14 protein-coding genes are annotated in these 17,079 nt (G+C 51.5%); 10 read left to right on the forward strand and 4 right to left on the reverse strand.

What is annotated here, in order from left to right; translation table 11 throughout:
- Positions 1-60: 60 nt before the first annotated feature.
- The 9 genes from V5T57_RS12190 to V5T57_RS12230 all read left to right on the forward strand — a co-directional run bounded on the left by V5T57_RS12190 (position 61) and on the right by V5T57_RS12230 (position 10,558).
- The gene (locus V5T57_RS12190) at positions 61-993 is read left to right on the forward strand and encodes a D-alanine--D-alanine ligase family protein (RefSeq protein ID WP_332891493.1); all 933 of its coding nucleotides are present in this window, start codon (positions 61-63) and stop codon (positions 991-993) included.
- A gap of 64 nt (positions 994-1,057) precedes the next feature.
- Positions 1,058-1,756 (forward strand): cell division protein FtsQ/DivIB, encoded by a 699-nt coding sequence (locus tag V5T57_RS12195; protein WP_332891494.1) that lies wholly within the window; start codon positions 1,058-1,060, stop codon positions 1,754-1,756.
- 102 nt (positions 1,757-1,858) lie between these two features.
- Positions 1,859-3,097: a cell division protein FtsA gene (gene ftsA, locus V5T57_RS12200; RefSeq protein WP_332891495.1), complete on the forward strand. Its 1,239-nt coding sequence runs from the start codon at positions 1,859-1,861 to the stop codon at positions 3,095-3,097.
- Positions 3,098-3,171: 74 nt separating this feature from the next.
- Positions 3,172-4,443, forward strand: coding sequence for a cell division protein FtsZ (gene ftsZ, locus V5T57_RS12205; RefSeq protein WP_332891496.1), 1,272 nt, complete (start codon positions 3,172-3,174; stop codon positions 4,441-4,443).
- Between the two features lie 471 nt (positions 4,444-4,914).
- Positions 4,915-5,850 carry a UDP-3-O-acyl-N-acetylglucosamine deacetylase gene (gene lpxC, locus V5T57_RS12210; RefSeq protein ID WP_332891497.1) on the forward strand — a complete coding sequence of 312 codons (936 nt, stop codon included), beginning with the start codon at positions 4,915-4,917 and terminating at the stop codon, positions 5,848-5,850.
- Positions 5,851-5,866: 16 nt separating this feature from the next.
- Positions 5,867-6,520 carry a DUF4390 domain-containing protein gene (locus tag V5T57_RS12215; protein WP_332891498.1) on the forward strand — a complete coding sequence of 218 codons (654 nt, stop codon included), beginning with the start codon at positions 5,867-5,869 and terminating at the stop codon, positions 6,518-6,520.
- Positions 6,517-8,787 (forward strand): sensor histidine kinase, encoded by a 2,271-nt coding sequence (locus V5T57_RS12220; RefSeq protein WP_332891499.1) that lies wholly within the window; start codon positions 6,517-6,519, stop codon positions 8,785-8,787. Before V5T57_RS12215 ends, V5T57_RS12220 begins: the two co-directional genes overlap by 4 nt.
- The gene (locus V5T57_RS12225) at positions 8,784-10,181 is read left to right on the forward strand and encodes a sigma-54-dependent transcriptional regulator (protein WP_332891500.1); all 1,398 of its coding nucleotides are present in this window, start codon (positions 8,784-8,786) and stop codon (positions 10,179-10,181) included. The genes V5T57_RS12220 and V5T57_RS12225 overlap by 4 nt, the downstream gene beginning before the upstream one ends.
- Before the next feature lie 140 nt (positions 10,182-10,321).
- Positions 10,322-10,558: a hypothetical protein gene (locus V5T57_RS12230; RefSeq protein WP_332891501.1), complete on the forward strand. Its 237-nt coding sequence runs from the start codon at positions 10,322-10,324 to the stop codon at positions 10,556-10,558.
- Here V5T57_RS12230 and V5T57_RS12235 read toward each other — a convergent pair.
- The 4 genes from V5T57_RS12235 to V5T57_RS12250 all read right to left on the reverse strand — a co-directional run bounded on the left by V5T57_RS12235 (position 10,555) and on the right by V5T57_RS12250 (position 15,841).
- Positions 10,555-11,598: an ABC transporter ATP-binding protein gene (locus V5T57_RS12235; RefSeq protein WP_332891502.1), complete on the reverse strand. Its 1,044-nt coding sequence runs from the start codon at positions 11,596-11,598 to the stop codon at positions 10,555-10,557. The genes V5T57_RS12230 and V5T57_RS12235 overlap by 4 nt on opposite strands.
- Positions 11,599-11,607: 9 nt before the next feature.
- Positions 11,608-13,275, reverse strand: a complete 1,668-nt coding sequence (locus V5T57_RS12240) for an ABC transporter permease (protein WP_332891503.1) — start codon at positions 13,273-13,275, stop codon at positions 11,608-11,610.
- A gap of 151 nt (positions 13,276-13,426) precedes the next feature.
- Positions 13,427-14,455: a Fe(3+) ABC transporter substrate-binding protein gene (locus V5T57_RS12245; RefSeq protein ID WP_332891504.1), complete on the reverse strand. Its 1,029-nt coding sequence runs from the start codon at positions 14,453-14,455 to the stop codon at positions 13,427-13,429.
- 360 nt (positions 14,456-14,815) lie between these two features.
- The gene (locus tag V5T57_RS12250) at positions 14,816-15,841 is read right to left on the reverse strand and encodes an NAD(P)H-dependent glycerol-3-phosphate dehydrogenase (RefSeq protein ID WP_332891505.1); all 1,026 of its coding nucleotides are present in this window, start codon (positions 15,839-15,841) and stop codon (positions 14,816-14,818) included.
- Positions 15,842-16,106: 265 nt separating this feature from the next.
- On the opposite strand from V5T57_RS12250, the gene hemC reads away from it, so the two are divergent.
- Positions 16,107-17,051, forward strand: coding sequence for a hydroxymethylbilane synthase (gene hemC / locus V5T57_RS12255; protein WP_332891506.1), 945 nt, complete (start codon positions 16,107-16,109; stop codon positions 17,049-17,051).
- The last annotated feature ends 28 nt before the right edge of the window (positions 17,052-17,079 follow it).

Consider the following 17,079-nt stretch of genomic DNA (forward strand, 5'->3'; position numbering starts at 1 on the left):
TGCCATCAAGCGGGCATTTGACGTTGGCACACCCCATTTTGGAAAGCGCTGAGAGACACCATGGATTGGAAACTTAAAAAAATTGGTGTGCTCTACGGTGGCCTTTCCGATGAGCGCGAAGTAAGCCTAAAGAGCGGCCAGACCCTTTATGATGCCTTGGCCTCCCTCGAATATGATGTTGTTGCCATTGATGTCGGTCGTGACCTGGCCCGCGTCCTTGAGACCGAAGGTATTGAAGTGGCCGTATTGGCCCTGCACGGTCCGATGGGGGAAGATGGCACCGTTCAAGGTTTGCTGGAACTCATGGGCATTCCCTATACCGGTCCAAACGTGACAGCTTCGGCCATCTGCATGGATAAAGGGCTGACAAAGCGCCTGTTTCATAGCGAAGGTTTACCAACACCCGCCTGGGTTGAGCTGGCCGGTGACCATGAAGAAGCCGACGAACTGGTCGACAATTTCCTGGGCGATTTCCCCGGCACGGCTTTTGTTAAGCCGCTTGATTCAGGCTCCAGCGTTGGCATTAGCCGGACTGAAAGTAAAGATGATCTCATTCGCGGTGTCGCGAAAGCACTCACCGTCTCTCGCCGGTGCATGGTTGAACGCGCCATTGAGGGACGTGAGTTAACCTTGACGATCTTAGATGGTGAAGCTTTTCCCATCATTGAGATTGTGCCTAAACAGGGCTTTTACGACTTTAAAAGTAAGTATACCGCAGGTATGACCGATTATTTGGTCCCTGCCCCTAATCTGGATGAAGAGACCACAGAGACGGTTGTGAAAATGGGCTTAGCTGCCTACTATATCACCGGCTGTCGCGGGCTCGTACGGGCGGATTTCATCCTGGATGCTGAGGGAACACCGTGGTTGTTAGAGTTAAACACCATCCCTGGCATGACAGAGAACAGTTTGGCACCCAAAGCAGCCCGGGCAGCGGGTCTTGAGGTTCCTCAACTAGCAGAGCGCATGCTCCACGGTGCGCATTTAAAATAAAAATCTGGCAACATCCGTTGCGTAATGACCTTACGTACGGTTAAAAAAGATTGGGTCACACTGTATGAACCCAAAAAAAATCAAGGGAGCGTTACTGGCAGTACTTCTCCTTGTCGGGTTCGGTTGGGGTTGGCAGACCCTGCATGCACCTGGACGCTTTCCCCTGGAGGATGTCCGTGTTCTTGGCAACAAGCACACCGATGTCGCTCAACTCATAAAAGATTTAGGGTTGGATCAGCCTGTTAATCTGCTGACGGTTCACCCCAAACAACTGCGTAAGCAGCTGCTGGCCTATCCATGGGTACGAAATGCGCGTGTTGAGCGTATTTTCCCTGGCATGGTGGTTATTGAGCTGGAAGAGAAAACTCCTTTATGCATGACCAAAAAAGGGGAGCAACTCTATCTGGTGGATCAACGGGGTGAACGCATCAAACCGTTGACCATTGGTGATCCTATGCCACTGCCTGTTGTGACCGTGGATTATGCACCAGAGTCGGAAAAGCCGATTTTGATTCGCTGGCTGGTGGAACGTTTACAGCGTAATCAGTGGATCTATCAGCGACTCTCTGAAGCGGTGGGTTTGCCGGGTGGGCGTTGGGTACTTTACACCCGTAAGGGCGTAAAGTTGTTGCACTCGGCCCGTATGGATGAAGAGCTCGCAAAGCTCAAAGTACTGCAGGACCGCTACAGTATTTTAAAACGCAGCATTCGTCAGATTGACCTTCGGGTCACCGGGCGGGCAGTAGTTAAACCTCAGACCTAACTGGTCAAATGAGGCAGTAAACAGGGTTGTTGTTTGGTCTTAACAGACACTTCAGACATCAACAGAACGCAGTTAACGACGGCAAAACCGGGCTAAGGTATTATGGCCAAGCATGACCAAAACCTGATTATCGGACTGGATATCGGTACCACAAAAATCTGCTGCATTGTCGCAGATGTGCAACCCGATGGCCGTCTGGATATTATCGGCCTTGGCACCCACCCTTCGCGGGGTCTTCGCAAAGGTGTGGTGATCGATATCGATTCCACCGTGGAGAGCATCCGCATGGCGGTGGAAGAAGCTGAGATGATGGCCGGTGTTGAGATCCGCATGGTCTATGCGGGTATCGCCGGTGCACATATCGCCAGCAATAACTCGGAAGGGGTTGTTGCGACAAAAGATAATGAAGTCCATGCTACAGATATCCAGCGTGTACTGGATGCTGCGCGGGCCCAATCCATTCCTATGGATCGTGAAATTCTTCATGTCATTCCACAAGAGTTTGTGTTGGATGCCCAAGAGGGCATTAAAGACCCACTTGGCATGGCGGGTGTGCGTTTAGAGGCTCGGGTGCATTTGGTCACCGGTGCAGTGGCATCGGCTCAAAATATTGTAAAATGTGCCAACCGTTGTGGCTTGGATGTTGGTGATATCATTTTGGAACAGCTCGCTTCTGCAGAAGCCTGCTTGACCGATGATGAAAAAGAGCTGGGTTGCTGCTTGTTGGATATTGGTGGTGGTACGGCAGATATTGCGATCTATGCCGATGGTCATATCAAGCACACAGCCGTACTGGCGATTGGTGGTGACCACATGACCAACGATATTGCGGTTGGTCTGCGTACACCGACGCGTGAGGCCGAACAGCTTAAGCGTAAGTTTGGTTGTGCCCTATCCTCTTTGGTGGGCCCTGACGAGACCATTGAAGTTCCAAGCATTGGTGAACGCCCCCCCCGCTCATTGGGTCGACATATCTTGGCAGAGATTATCGAACCCCGTGTCGAGGAGCTGTTTACCCTGGTGCAGCGTGAAATTGCGCGCTCCGGATTTGAAGAACAGATTGCCGCAGGTATTGTGTTGACAGGCGGCGCTTCCAACACCGAAGGAATGGTGGAGCTGGCTGAGGAGATCTTTAACAAGCCTGTTCGTAGAGGACTACCCCAAGGGGTTGGTGGCTTGACGGATGTGATCGCTAACCCCAGCTTTGCAACGGCAACAGGTTTGGTCCTGTATGCCAATCGATTTGGGCAAGAGTCTACCATGCGGTTCGCACAGGATGATGTCGGTGGCAGCCGATCTGTGGTTTCACGCATGCGTTCCTGGTTTGGTGATATCTTTTGATGCACCAACCAAAATAATAACCATAACAAACCCAAAATAGACGCGGATAAACGCGCAATACCAAGGGGGTAATAATGACAATCGAGTTTGCACACACGGATGAACTGGAAGCCCGCATCAAAGTTGTAGGTGTTGGTGGTGGTGGTGGTAATGCAGTCAATAATATGATTCAGTCCCATCTTGAAGGGGTTGAATTTATTGTAGCCAACACAGACTCCCAAGCCTTGACCAAAAGCCTGGCTCCAACACGCATCCAAATCGGAGAAGACATCACCCGTGGTCTCGGAGCTGGCGCTAAGCCTGAAGTAGGCAAGCATGCCGCTATGGAGACCGAAGAACGCCTGCGTCAGTCCATTGAAGGGGCTGATATGGTGTTTATTACGGCCGGCATGGGCGGCGGCACCGGCACAGGCGCAGCCCCTATTATTGCCCGCATTTCTAAAGAGCTGGGCATTCTGACCGTCGCCGTGGTCACCAAGCCTTTCCACTTTGAAGGCAAGCGCCGTATGCGCCAAGCTGAAGAGGGTCTGGAAGAGCTACGTGATCAAGTAGACACTGTGATTACCATTCCCAACCAAAAGCTGATGGCTGCGGTTGGAAAGAACACCACCATTTTAGACGCCTTCCGTAAAGCTGATGATGTACTGCACCAAGCTGTACGTGGTATCACCGATCTGATCACCCACCCTGGCCATATCAATGTTGACTTTGCTGATGTCTGCACGGTTATGGAAGAGATGGGCCAAGCCATGATGGGTGCTGCTGAAGCTACCGGTGAAGGTCGTGCGATGGAAGCCATTAACAATGCCATTTCCAGCCCCTTGCTGGACGATGCATCCATTCACGGTGCCCGTGGCGTCTTGGTTAACATCACTGGTGGTTACAACCTCACGCTGCAAGAAGTGGATGAGGCTGTTATGGTTGTACGTGACATGGCTCATGAAGATGCCAACATTGTATTTGGCACCACGTTGAATGAGCAGTTGGAAGATAGTGTCCGTGTAACGGTTGTGGCAACAGGTATTGGGCAAGCTGAACAAATGGCGTTCCCAACACAAGAGATGGCCAGCACAGAGGCCATTGCTAGCCAGCCGATTCAACAACAACCCATGCAACAGCAGCCTGCAGCCCCTATGATGCAGCAACCGATGCAAGAGCAACCTGTTCAGCAACCCATGCAACAGCCTGTTGCTGAAGCGGTACCAAACACCAACGTTCAAGACCTAAACTACATTCGTCAAATGCGCCAAGAGCGCCAGTCCCGTCAACGTCGTAATATGGACGCTATGCATGGTGGGCATGAGGACTTTGATGTCCCAACCTTCCTGCGTCGTCAAATGGACTGAGGATCTGTGGTTAGGCCATGGCCTGCATGGGTCATGGCCTAACCAAGTCGAATGGTAGTGAGCTGGGTCACATATCGTTATTTCAGTTAAGGACGGTTCAACTTTGGTTGAGCCTTGGCCAGGGATGGCCCCTAATCTCATGGGATCGATCCAAGACCTTCCCCAGGGAAGCTGTTTTGGATCCAAGGAAGTTGGCAGGATTGCCAATTAAAGCGAAGGGAAACCTTCGCGGGGTCGCCAAGGAAGGCGCCGCCCCCCCTTGAACACCCGCCAACAGACCCAAATCCGCGTTTATTTTCTTCTCACTACTGTTTTTGTGCATAATTCTTGCTCTTTTGCTTTCTTATAAGCAGCCGTCCGTAGTATTCTATGCCGATGCGACTTTTTTGAGCGCTATGGCGAATAAAAAAGCGGATGAGAGCAAACGGGGTAAGCATGTTTCGGCAGGGCTTATTCCATGAGGAGTTATCCATGCATTATCAACGAACATTGAAGAACACGGTTCGCTGCACAGGTATTGGCATGCATAGTGGGCAGAAGGCTTACCTGTCGCTAAGCCCCGCCCCTGAGAGCACGGGCATCGTGTTTCGTCGTACCGATCTGGAAGGTGCTTTGGTGCCTGCCCATGTCGAGAACGTCAAGGATACCCGCCTGTGCACCACCATCGCGAATAAAGATGGTGTGAGTATCTCAACCATTGAACATCTTTTGGCTGCCTTTGCCGGTATGGGTGTGGACAACGCCTATGTCGATATTGATGGACCAGAAGTCCCCATTATGGATGGCAGCGCTGCACCCTTTGTCTTTTTGCTGGAGTGTGCAGGGATTGTTGACCAACAAGCACCCAAACGGCGTATCCGCATCAAAGAGACCATTACGGTCAAAGATGGCGATAAAATTGCCCGCTTTGAACCGGGTGAGGGCTTTCATTTAAGCTTTCTTCTGGACTATGACCACCCTGTACTCAAGCGTCAAAAGGTTGGAATTAGCCTCAATGAAACGGCCTTCGTTAAAGAAGTCAGCCGGGCCCGCACCTTTGGTTTTGTTAAAGAAGTAGAATATCTTCAGGCTAATGGATTGGCCAAAGGAGCATCCTTAGATAACGCCATTGCCATTGGTGATTATCAAATTATTAACGAAGATGGGCTACGGTATGAAGATGAGTTTGCCCGCCATAAGTTAATGGATGCCCTTGGTGACCTCTACTTACTGGGGACCCCTATTATTGGTAAGTTTGTTGGGGAACGCTCTGGTCATGCACTGAATAATCTGCTGTTAAAGGCTCTGCTGGCCCAGACCCATGCTTGGGAACTGGTAGAAGGTGACCCCAGCTCAGCAACGGCCCGTGTGGTAGCGGCGGAGCCTGCCCACAGCATGCTGGCCCGACCTGCTACGGCAACCAGCTAAGATGGATCGATTTGCCATGGCTTGGCAACTACGCATTTGGAAGAGGACGATACAACTGTATCGTCCTCTTTTCTTTCGGGGCAGCCTACTACTACTGCTGTTTCTACCTCTCTTTTGGCTTACCGCGTGTGCAGACCGGCCCATTGAAGAGCAGATACCGGTGCTAGAGTCGGTTGAAGCTGTGGTGCGTGGGGATACGCTCTACGCCCGGGCCAAACTGAGCAAAGCCTATAAAAACACCCTTAAAGAACGCCTAAATACGGGCCAACCAGTTCTGGTAAGCTACCGTTTTACACTCATTAAGCATAATCGCTGGCTTCCTAACTATGAGTTTGCGGCAGCTCAAATTCAACGGCGCGTTAAACTTCATCTCATTACAGAACGCTATGAGATGGAAGATCTAACGGAAGAGGCCATAAGCTATACCCAGGAACCCTCTGAAGCGTTGAATTTTTTAAGCCAACCCCGTTATGTACCTTTGGCTCAATCCAAAACATTGGATGGTCTTTTGGTGGTGGCCAAACCTGATCAGTTTGCCGATTTTATTTTGCATAGTCAGTTTGAACGTCATCGCCAGGGGGTTTCACGCATGTTTCGGGTGCTCTTCCGCATGCTGACCTTCTGGGAACCTTTAACCTATGACAAAACGGCGGAGTACCAGCTGCAATGAACGAGCGTCGGGGAAAAAACTCAGCTTCGCCTTTCAGTCGCTGGATGTTAACAATTCTACTACTGGGGGTTGTGGTCACCTCGGTGGTCGTCGGGCGGGGGCTCTACGGCAGTGCCACCGTTGATGGCGGTGGTGATTACAGCGCGGTCTTTCTGATTTTGCTCTACGTTAACCTGTTCCTGGTTTTAACGTTGGGTTTTTTGGTTATTCGTAACCTCTCCAAGCTGTGGCTGGATCGTAGACGGCGTATGGCGGGGTCACAGCTAAGAACCCGTATGGTTACGCTGTTTGTTGCGCTGTCGCTGTTCCCAACACTGGTGATTACCTTATTGTCGGTTGAGCTGTTGAATAAAGGGGTCGATAGCTGGTTTTCAGATCAGGTCTCACAAGCGCTGGAAAAATCATTGGCGGTCTCACGGGCACTTTATCGTGAGAATCAACGCTCTGTTGGGCACGATGCTGAGGATATGATTCGTAACCGTATTATCAGCTCAACCTTCTCTTTACAGGGTGCTGAAGCAAGTTCTGCAGCGTTGGAAGTTGAACGTCAGGCTAGGCAACTGGATGAGATTGCATTAATCCGGGGCGATGGCACCCATGTCTCCCGTGCGGGAGAACTTCCCCAAGACCCTACGCCCGATTTAACGGTGATTGCAGAAAACTCAACCCGTGCCCTCATGCACACCAATGATACCGGTAACATTGTTCGGGCCTATATACGCATTGGTCCTGATCTATTCTTGGTCACAGGACGCTATATCGATGGTCAGGTGCTTAACCATATGGAGACCATTGAATCCACCTATGTGGATTATAATAAATTAGGGGCATCTCACGGTCTGCTACGCGGTAGCCATACCATCACCTTAATTTTGATCACGCTGCTTCTGGTTTTAGCGGCTGTTTGGTCTGGTTTTCGTATCTCAGAGACCATTACTGAACCCATTACTGAACTGGTGGTGGGCACACGCCAAGTGGCCGATGGGGACCTGTCGGTCAACCTACCCGTAACTGGGGATGATGAGTTGGCGACTCTTATGGCCTCATTTAATGCCATGACCCAACGTCTGGCTGAGAACCAACAGGCTCTACAAGCCAGTAATAATCTTCTGGAAGATCGACGTCGGTTTATGGCCGCCGTGGTGGGCAACATCAGCTCAGGCGTGATCAGTGTTGACCGGGATGGCGCGATTTCACTGATGAACCCTGCGGCAGGGTCTCTATTAGGGGTGGAACCAACCAAAAGTGTTGGGGAACATTTTGAACAGGTCATGCCAGAGCCCGTGCTTAACCCTATTTCCAGCTTGCTGGAGACCGCCATGACTTTGGAAGAGAACAGTGGTGAAGGGGGGATGAGTGAGCTATCGGTACAGATCATGATGAATGTGAATGATCGCCCCCGTACACTGTTGGCCCGTTTAACCCTACCTGATCGGGCCGGACCAGGTTTTATTGCCACCTTTGATGACCTAACCTCAGTGGTGCATGCGCAACGCTCCAGGGCCTGGAGCGATGTTGCCCGACGTATTGCCCATGAGATCAAAAACCCGCTGACGCCTATCCAACTCTGGGCTCAACGTATGCGTCGACGCTATTTAAAACCTGAACTGAATGACTTGGCCGATTGGAAGGTTCTGGATGAGGGGACCGAATCGATCATTCAGCAGGTAGAAGAGCTTAAAGTATTGGTGGATGAGTTCTCCACCTTTGCCCGTTTACCCCGCCCGGATATGAAAAAAGACTCCCTACCCGACACCTTGCGTGAGGTCATGACCCTGCATGATGCCGAGTTTAAGGATCTGGTGGTTGACATTGATGTGGATGACACCATACCGGCTTTTCCGTTTGACCGAGCACAGGTCAAGCAGGTGGTTACCAACTTGGTCTCCAATGCCGTTGCCGCTATGGAGGATGACCGCGCACTAGAAAGCAGCCTGTCGCTATCAGATCTTCTTGTTATCCGAGCTTTTGTCGCAGAAAATGGACGAGGGGTCTACATTCAGGTGGAAGATAATGGCCCAGGTATTCCGCCAGAGAGCCAAGACCGAATTTTTGAACCCTATTTTACCACCAAGAAAAAGGGAACTGGTCTTGGGCTGGCCATCGTCAAAAAGATTATTGAAGACCATGGCGGTCGCCTGTGGGTAAAAGATGCCCCAAATGGCGGTGCCTTAGTAGAATTCATGCTGCCCCTATCGGGCCCTAAACAACTCCTGGTGCCTGAACATGGTGGCCAAGAAGAGAACATAAACGCGATACCATCATGAGTCATACCGTACTAATTGTTGATGATGAACCCTCTATCCGCACCTCTTTGCGGGGGATTCTTGAAGATGAATCCTATACCGTCTTTGAGGCATCCAGCGCTGAAGAAGCCTTAACCACGCTGGCTGAAACACCGGTTTCGGCCATCATGCTTGATATTTGGATGGAAGGCATGGATGGGATTGAGGCCCTGCGCTGTATCAAAGATATGGAGGGCGCCAAATCGGTTGATCTTCCCAGTCACAACCGTGAAGCACCGGTTATTATGATGTCAGGCCATGGCACCATTGATACCGCGGTGCAAGCAACCCGCCTGGGTGCTTACGACTTTCTAGAAAAACCACTCTCGTTGGACCGGGTCTTGTTACTTCTAGATCGGGCCATTCGGGAGCTGGGTCTACGCCGGCAAAACCGTGCTTTACAGGCACGCATGGACCATGTAGATGAACTGGTAGGCAGCTCCAAAGCCATGCAACGGCTGGAAGGACAGATCCAGCGTGTGGCCCCCACTGAGGGCTGGGTATTAATAAACGGTGAAATTGGATCAGGCAAGGAGGTTGTTGCCCGCCGTATTCACGCCTTATCCAGACGTGCAAATGGTCCTTTTATTGGCGTAAACTCGGCCACCATACCTGATGAGCGTATTGAGACCGCCCTTTTTGGCCAAGGGGGTAGCAGCAGTGATGGTGACCGACGAGGTTTGTTGGAGGAGGGTCACCAAGGCACACTGTTTTTGGATGAGATTGGTGATATGTCGCTGCCAGCTCAAGCGCGTATTCTACGCCTGCTCCAGGAACAGCGTTTTGAGCGGGTGGGCGGTGGTCCAATGATTCAGGTTGATGTACGGGTTATTGCCGCAACCAACCGGGATCTGAGTAAAGAGATGGCGGAAGGTCGCTTTAGGGAAGACCTGTTTTATCGTCTAAATGTTGTACCCCTGGATGTCCCCCCTCTACGTGATCGTACCGAAGATATTCCAGATCTGGTCCGGCACTTTCTACACAGCCAAGCAGGGATGGGTTCCCACGACCGCACCTTTACGAAAGAGGCTATCGACCTACTTACAGCGTATCGTTGGCCGGGTAATGTACGGGAATTGCGTAACCTAGTCGAGCGCCTTGCCATTATGGCCCCCCAACCTGAAATTGGGGCAGATGATCTGCCACGCTTTGTAGCCCCCCAACGGGAAACCGGTAAAAACTGCCCAGAGACCGGCCCCATTGCCGAGCTTATGGCCAGTGAGAACCTAAGGGAAGCCCGAGAGCAGTTTGAGATCCTCTATCTGGAAGCCAAGCTTAAAGCGCATGAAGGTAATATTTCTCGAACAGCAGAAGCTGTAGGCATGCAGAGAACAGCTTTCCACCGCAAACTCAAGACATTGGGCATTACAACCTAACCACCAACCCAGTGTCTATATCGACAAAAAAAGGCACCTTACAGGTGCCTTTTTTACATTTTAAACGCAGGATTTTATTAGCTTGGCATGGCCTTTGAGATAGAACCCATGAGGGAACCCCCTTTTATGGGAGAAGCACCATGTCTGATTTATTGACGGATACCTTAGCCATACTCGATTGGCACGGCATGATTGAGCCGCCGCATAGTCCAAGCTTGGCCCGCATGTCATTGGCCGAGTTGGAAGCGCTGGAAAGCAAAAACTTTACCCATGCCCTGCACGGTAAAGCGGCGCAAGGACTGTTACGCCTGGTCATGCATGAAGCCACGGCAGCAGAACCACTGAGTGTGGCCCCCCCAGAGAAGTCAGCCATTTAGCCTTCAAACAGCGCCAGATGCGCCACATCCAGGTAAACGCCGATGGCATCCCCAATGGCATGATCATGGCTGCTCTGCACCATACATAGAACCCGCTCATCTGCAGGGGTTTTTAAGGTGTAGAGATAGTTAGAGCCACGGAAGGCACGCTCCACGACCGGCAACTGCATGCTACTATGATCATCATGAATCAGATCATCTGGCCGAATAAGTATCTGCACCGCTGATCCGTCGGTAAAATGCTCCTGAACGGGACCGGTGATCAAACCCAAAGAGGTTTTAATTCCTTCACGCCCCTGCACCACCCCCGGTAACATCACACCTTGGCCAATAAAGTCTGCCACCATAGGATCATGTGGGCGGTGGTATAGCCCGTAGGCGCTATCCCACTGCCGTAGGGTCCCCTCCCCCAGCACACCAATTTCATCCGCCATGGTGAAGGCCTCATGCTGATCATGGGTAACCAAAATAGCGGTTACACCATCCTCCTTAAGCACCCGGCGAATATCCCTGGCCAGCTGCTCGCGCAACTCGGTATCCATACTGGAGAAGGGTTCATCCAACAATAAAATTTCAGGCTTGGGCGCAATGGCACGGGCTAAAGCCACACGCTGTTGCTGCCCACCTGAGAGTTGATGGGGGTGATGTTTACCATGCTCGGTCAACTCCACCAACGCTAAGAGCGTCCTGACCCTTTCATTTTTTTCCTTGCGGCTTAGGTGCCTTAGCCCAAAGCCAATATTCTGTTCTACATTTAAGTGTGGGAAGAGCGCAAAATCCTGAAAGACCATCCCTACCCGGCGTTTTTCAGGCGGGGTTGTTTGACCAGGCTGAGAGACTACCCCCCCCCGTAGACGAATCTCCCCTTGAGAGAGCGGCTCAAAGCCAGCAATGGCCCGTAGCAAGGAGGTTTTCCCGCAACCACTAGGCCCAAGCAGACAGCCGATATGACCCGGTTTTAAGGTGAAATTCACCCCATGCACCACCGGATCTTCACCATAACTTACCGCCGCATTGATAACCTGTAACTGTTCTTCCATGGGAGACCTCTACGACTTGCTATGTCGGGATTTTGTAATGGAGAGACTAAGCAGAACAACGGGAATAATCCCCACTGCCACAATGGCCAAGGAGGCTGGAGCCGCATCGGCCAACCGCTCATCAGATGCCAACTCATAGGCCCTTACCGCCAGGGTATTAAAGTTGAACGGACGCAAAATCAAAGTTGCTGGTAGCTCTTTAAGCACATCCACAAAGACCAACAATAGCGCGGTAAGCAGAGATCCTTTAAGGATCGGCAAATGTACCTGCCCCAAAATAGCACCAGACCCATAGCCCAAGGAGCGGGCAGCTTCATCCAAACTGGGTTTTATTCTCCCCAGACCGGTCTCAACCGTTTGTAAGGAAACCGCAAGAAACCGAACCATGTAGGCAAAAACCAAAGCGACCAACGTACCGCTAAGCAATAGCCCCGTTGAAAGGTCAAACTGATCACGCATCCAGCTATCTACAGTATTATCCAACCAGGCAAAGGGAATAATCACCCCCACCGCGATCACCGTACCTGGCACGGCATACCCCATTCCTGCCAACCGCACCATAAAACCGATCAAACGACTTTTCCGGTTTAAACGCTGCCCATAGCCTAAAAACAGTGCCAAAAGCAGCGCTAAAAGAGAGGCCACCCCACCCAACATGAGCGTATTCACAATTAACTCAAGAAAAGGCCCTTCAAAAGGATCTTCAGCGACCGTAAAGGCCCAAACAGCCAACTGACCCGCCGGCAACAAAAAGCCTAAAAGTACCGCCCCACCACAAAAGAGCAAAGCCCCCCACTTGGCCCACCCCTGCAGGTTTATTCGCCGGAGATCTTGATGACGCTGGCTGGTTTGGTGATAACGGTTACGTTTACGGCTGTGTCTTTCCAAAAGGATCAAAGTGAAGACAAAAAGCAGCAATACAGCTGAAAGCTGGGCCGCCGCTGGTGCGCTGTCCAGACCATACCAGGTTCTAAAAATACCAGTGGTAAAGGTGTTGACCCCAAAATATTGAACGGTCCCATAGTCCGCTAAGGTTTCCATAAGCGCGAGGGAGAGACCCGCAACAATGGCCGGTCGAGCCAACGGCAGCGCCACGGTAAAGAAAGTACGCCACGGACCGTTGCCCAGTGTACGGCTGACATCCATGACACAGAGAGATTGGTTAAGAAAAGTCGCGCGGGTCAGTAGATAGACATAGGGGTAGAGCACCAGTGTCAGCATAATGGCCGCACCTTCTAAGGAGCGGACCTCAGGAAACCAGTACTCCCGGTAGCCCAGGCCGGTCAACTCCCGGATGAAGGTTTGAATGGGGCCACTAAAATCCAACACACCTGTATAGGTATAGGCAATGATATAGGCGGGCATGGCCAGCGGTAACAACAGAGCCCACTCAAAGATATTACGGCCGGGGAATTGACACATAGAGGCCAACCAGGCTGTGCCCACCCCCAGAATTAAGGTCCCAATGGCAACACCCAACATAAGCAGCAGGGAGTTCTCAACATAGTCTTTTAAAACAGTATCAACCAGATGTGTCCAAACTTCACCCGCCGGAATAAACAGATAGCCCGTTACCACAAGAACAGGGAGTGCCAGCAGCACCGCAATACTGGATGTACTAATGGACCAGCCATTTAAACCTGAGGTAACCGTTGCAAGCTTAGCACTTGGGGGCATGGAGAAATCCCTTTAACAAATAAGATACAGATCCCGATTTATCTTCCCGAGCAGCCCGTTAATATTACAGAAGAGCCCATCACTTAAAACAGGTAAGCCGGATACCCTCTGCAGGGTACCCGGCCCCAAACGCTACCCCTAGCGTTATTGCTTATTTCCAGCCAGCACGATCCATCAACTTTACCGCATCGGGGTTTAACTCACCCAACTTGCTTAAGTTAAGGGTATCGGCCTTAAACTTACCCCAGCCGTGCAGGGTGGCACTCTCTGCGACATCATGACGTACAGGGAATTCACCATTTTTCTCGGCATACCAGTGCTGAGATTTTTTAGAAGCCAAAAATTCGATCAACTTGATCCCATTGGCTTTATTTTTAGAGGCGCTGGTCAATGCGGCGCCAGATACATTCACGTGGGCACCCCGGCCATCTTGGTTGGGCCAGAAGACGACCATTTTCTCTGCAATAGCTTTCTGCTTGGCATCCTTACCGGTCAACATACCCGCCAAGTAGTAGGTGTTGGCAACCGCCACATCACACTGGCCTGCCACAGCACCCTTGATCTGGTCACGATCACCACCTTTGGGGGGACGTGCAAAGTTACCTACCAATGCTTTGGCCCAAGCCTCTACCTTTTCAATACCATCCGCCGCCACCATAGAGGCGATGAGGGATTGATTATAGATGTTGCTGGAAGAACGAATGCAGATACGTCCCTTCCATTTAGCATCGGCCAAGCCTTCATAAGAGGAAAGCTCCGCAGGGTTAACCCGACCTTTTACATACATAATGGGGCGCGCACGCAAGCTTAAGCCGTACCAATGATCACCTTGGTCACGGTAGGCCTCAGGTACCACCTTTTTTAACTTGGCTGAATCAAAAGCCTGGGTTACCCCTGCCGCTTTTGCTCGGTGCAGACGCCCAGCATCGGTAGTGATCAGCACATCCGCAGGAGAGTTGCGACCTTCACTTTTTAAACGCTTGAGCAGTGCATCAGCCTTACCCGTAACCAAATTGACGGTAATACCCGTCTCATGGGTAAAACGATCCAGCAGAGGCTTGATCAGTTTTTCTTTACGGGCAGAGTAAAGGTTTACTTCACCGGAAGCCTGAGCCGCCATGGGCTGGATTAGAGAAAAAGCCGCAACAGCGGTTAAGGCCAAACGTTTCACGGGTAACATGGATGCACTCCTGGTAGCAGACAAAATCTGAGCAAGGAAGTTAATATGAAGTGTTCGCATTTGCAACATAAAAATGAGAACGATTCATATTTAAAATCCATCGTCTGCATACGTCCCTAGAGTTCATGGTCACTCTTCCTTTAACGGCTCACCTTCTGGTGCTTGGGTAAGGACATCAAAAAGCACCAAGGACTCACCCCTCCCCCCCCTCCTAGGTATTATGGGTTTCGTACCTGTATCTTCAGGCCACTCTTTGCGTGTATGACACGCCCCTTTTACCCCTTCGAGGCTTCGCCAGATACATGGTTCAGCCGCCCCCATGTTAAACACATCATAGTCTTGCCCTGTAAAGGCAACGGCTTAAGCAGACTCTGTTTTCATATCCCGATTCAAAAGTTTGGTCACCACCACATGGGGGGGAATATCTTCAAACAAGATCGCATGTACCGCTTGAGTAATGGGCATTTCCACCCCATGTTGCTGGGCCAACTGCCAGGTGCTCTCGGTGGTTTTTACACCTTCAGCGACCTCTTTGGAGCTATCTCGAATAACATCCAGACTCTCCCCTTGGCCCAGGCGATGGCCCGTGGTGTAGTTACGTGAGAGGGTGGAAGAAGCGGTCATTAACAGATCCCCCATGCCGGACAGCCCTGCAAAGGTCTCCTGTTTGGCGCCATACACCCGCCCCAAACGGGCGATCTCAGCCAAACCACGGGTAATCAATGCTGCACGGGCCCCTGCCCCATACCCCAATCCATCACTAATACCTGCGGCAATGGCGATAATATTTTTTAACGCACCACCCAGCTCGACCCCCACCACATCATCTGTACTGTAGGTTCGAAAATGGGGGAAAAAAAACAGCCCCTGCATCGCTTCCAAAGCGGTCTGGTCCATACCTGCCATAGAGACAGCCACTGGCTGACCCGCAATGACCTCCCGTGCAAAGGAAGGACCCGAGAGATAACAGGTACGCTTGGCAATAGCCGCATCAAAAATCTGTTCAAAAATTTCAGAAATAAGTGCCAAGTTCGCTGTTTCTACCCCTTTGGTGGCTGAAACAAAGGTCACGTCAGGCTTGACATGTGGTTTTAGCTGGGCCAACACCCCACGGCAAAATTGTGTGGGTACCACCATAACCAAGACATCATGGTTGGCTGCCACATGGGCCAGATTACCCTGTGCCACCAAATTGTTGGGAAGCGTGAGATCTGAAACATAAATCGGGTTATGGTGCGTCTGATTAATGCCAGCAACAATTTCAGGCTCTCGCGCCCACAGGGTGACCTGATCCAGCTTCCCCGCCAACAAACTGGCCAAAGCCGTACCCCATGAGCCTGCACCAATCACCGCCACAGCGGGCTGTTTTTGCATCTGCTCAGACATCGGCTTTTCTCCTATTCTTACAGTTGACTGTCACGACGTGTGGGAAAACGCGCCCCATCATAGCCCATGCCCTGAGATGAAGAAACCGAAGAGTCACCTGGAACTTCATCGACAAAAACTCAGCCCGTCCAACCCATAGCTCCATATACGCCCCCCTTACCGGCTAAGGTTTCCCCATAAACCACAAACCGGTTATGGACATCACCGCGCTTTAACGGCACAATGCTCACTTTGTACACATATAGATTTCTGAGGAGTAAGCACCTTGAGTGACGCACAATTGGTTCGTATCGGTACCCGTGCCAGCGCCTTGGCGGTATGGCAGGCGGAGTGGGTAAAGTCCCAACTGGAAAGTCACCACCCCGGCATTATCGTGGAGCTGGTTCGTATTAAGACCAAAGGGGACAAGATCCTAGACGTACCACTGGCCAAAGTGGGCGGTAAGGGTTTGTTTGTTAAAGAGCTTGAAGAAGCCATGCTTGATGGCCGAGTAGATTTGGCGGTGCACTCCATGAAGGATGTACCGGCTGAGTTCCCTGAAGGTCTGATGCTTGGCCCCATTCTGGAGCGAGAAGACCCCCGCGACGCTGTTCTCTCCCTGAACTATAAGAGCATTGCCGACCTACCCCAGGGTGCGCTGGTTGGCTCCTCATCACTACGCCGTCAAAGTCAGATCAAGGCCGACCGTCCCGATTTAAAATTAGACTGGCTGCGGGGCAATGTCGGTACCCGTATTCAGAAGCTGGTGGATGGTAATTTTGATGCCATTATTCTAGCGGCTGCGGGGGTCAAACGCCTGAAAGTGACCGAGCATGTGGTTCAATATCTGGAGCCTGAGCAGATGCTACCCGCCGTTGGCCAAGGTGCCGTTGGCATTGAGCATCGGATTGGGGATACGCGTATCATCGATCTGCTTGCGCCGCTGGATCACCCGGAGACCCAGGCCCGCGTGACCGCTGAACGAGCCTTCCTGACCAAACTGGAGGGGGGGTGCCAAGTTCCCATTGCAGGTTTTGCCACACTGGATGGCGACACCTTAACCCTACGGGGGTTGGTGGCCGAAGTGGAAGGCACCAAAGTTCTGCAAGAAGAGATCTCAGGCCCCACCGCAGAGGCGCAAACCATGGGGGTGGCACTGGCAGAGAAGCTACTCAGCCAAGGTGGCCGGGAAATTTTACAAGCGGTCTATAACCGCGATGCTGTTATCTGATGTAATCAAGGCGCTGAATATCCATTCA

This window comes from Magnetococcus sp. PR-3 (genome assembly GCF_036689865.1).
Classification (GTDB): Bacteria; Pseudomonadota; Magnetococcia; order Magnetococcales; family Magnetococcaceae; genus Magnetococcus.

Coding starts and splice junctions, on each gene's coding strand:
- V5T57_RS12220 (WP_332891499.1), top strand. CDS start 6,517: ATGAACGAGCGTCGGGGAAAAAACTCAGCTTCGCCTTTCAGTCGCTGG.
- V5T57_RS12215 (WP_332891498.1), top strand. CDS start 5,867: ATGGCTTGGCAACTACGCATTTGGAAGAGGACGATACAACTGTATCGT.
- ftsZ (WP_332891496.1), top strand. CDS start 3,172: ATGACAATCGAGTTTGCACACACGGATGAACTGGAAGCCCGCATCAAA.
- V5T57_RS12195 (WP_332891494.1), top strand. CDS start 1,058: ATGAACCCAAAAAAAATCAAGGGAGCGTTACTGGCAGTACTTCTCCTT.
- V5T57_RS12245 (WP_332891504.1), bottom strand. CDS start 14,455: ATGTTACCCGTGAAACGTTTGGCCTTAACCGCTGTTGCGGCTTTTTCT.
- V5T57_RS12240 (WP_332891503.1), bottom strand. CDS start 13,275: ATGCCCCCAAGTGCTAAGCTTGCAACGGTTACCTCAGGTTTAAATGGC.
- V5T57_RS12235 (WP_332891502.1), bottom strand. CDS start 11,598: ATGGAAGAACAGTTACAGGTTATCAATGCGGCGGTAAGTTATGGTGAA.
- V5T57_RS12250 (WP_332891505.1), bottom strand. CDS start 15,841: ATGTCTGAGCAGATGCAAAAACAGCCCGCTGTGGCGGTGATTGGTGCA.
- V5T57_RS12225 (WP_332891500.1), top strand. CDS start 8,784: ATGAGTCATACCGTACTAATTGTTGATGATGAACCCTCTATCCGCACC.
- V5T57_RS12230 (WP_332891501.1), top strand. CDS start 10,322: ATGTCTGATTTATTGACGGATACCTTAGCCATACTCGATTGGCACGGC.
- lpxC (WP_332891497.1), top strand. CDS start 4,915: ATGCATTATCAACGAACATTGAAGAACACGGTTCGCTGCACAGGTATT.
- V5T57_RS12190 (WP_332891493.1), top strand. CDS start 61: ATGGATTGGAAACTTAAAAAAATTGGTGTGCTCTACGGTGGCCTTTCC.
- ftsA (WP_332891495.1), top strand. CDS start 1,859: ATGGCCAAGCATGACCAAAACCTGATTATCGGACTGGATATCGGTACC.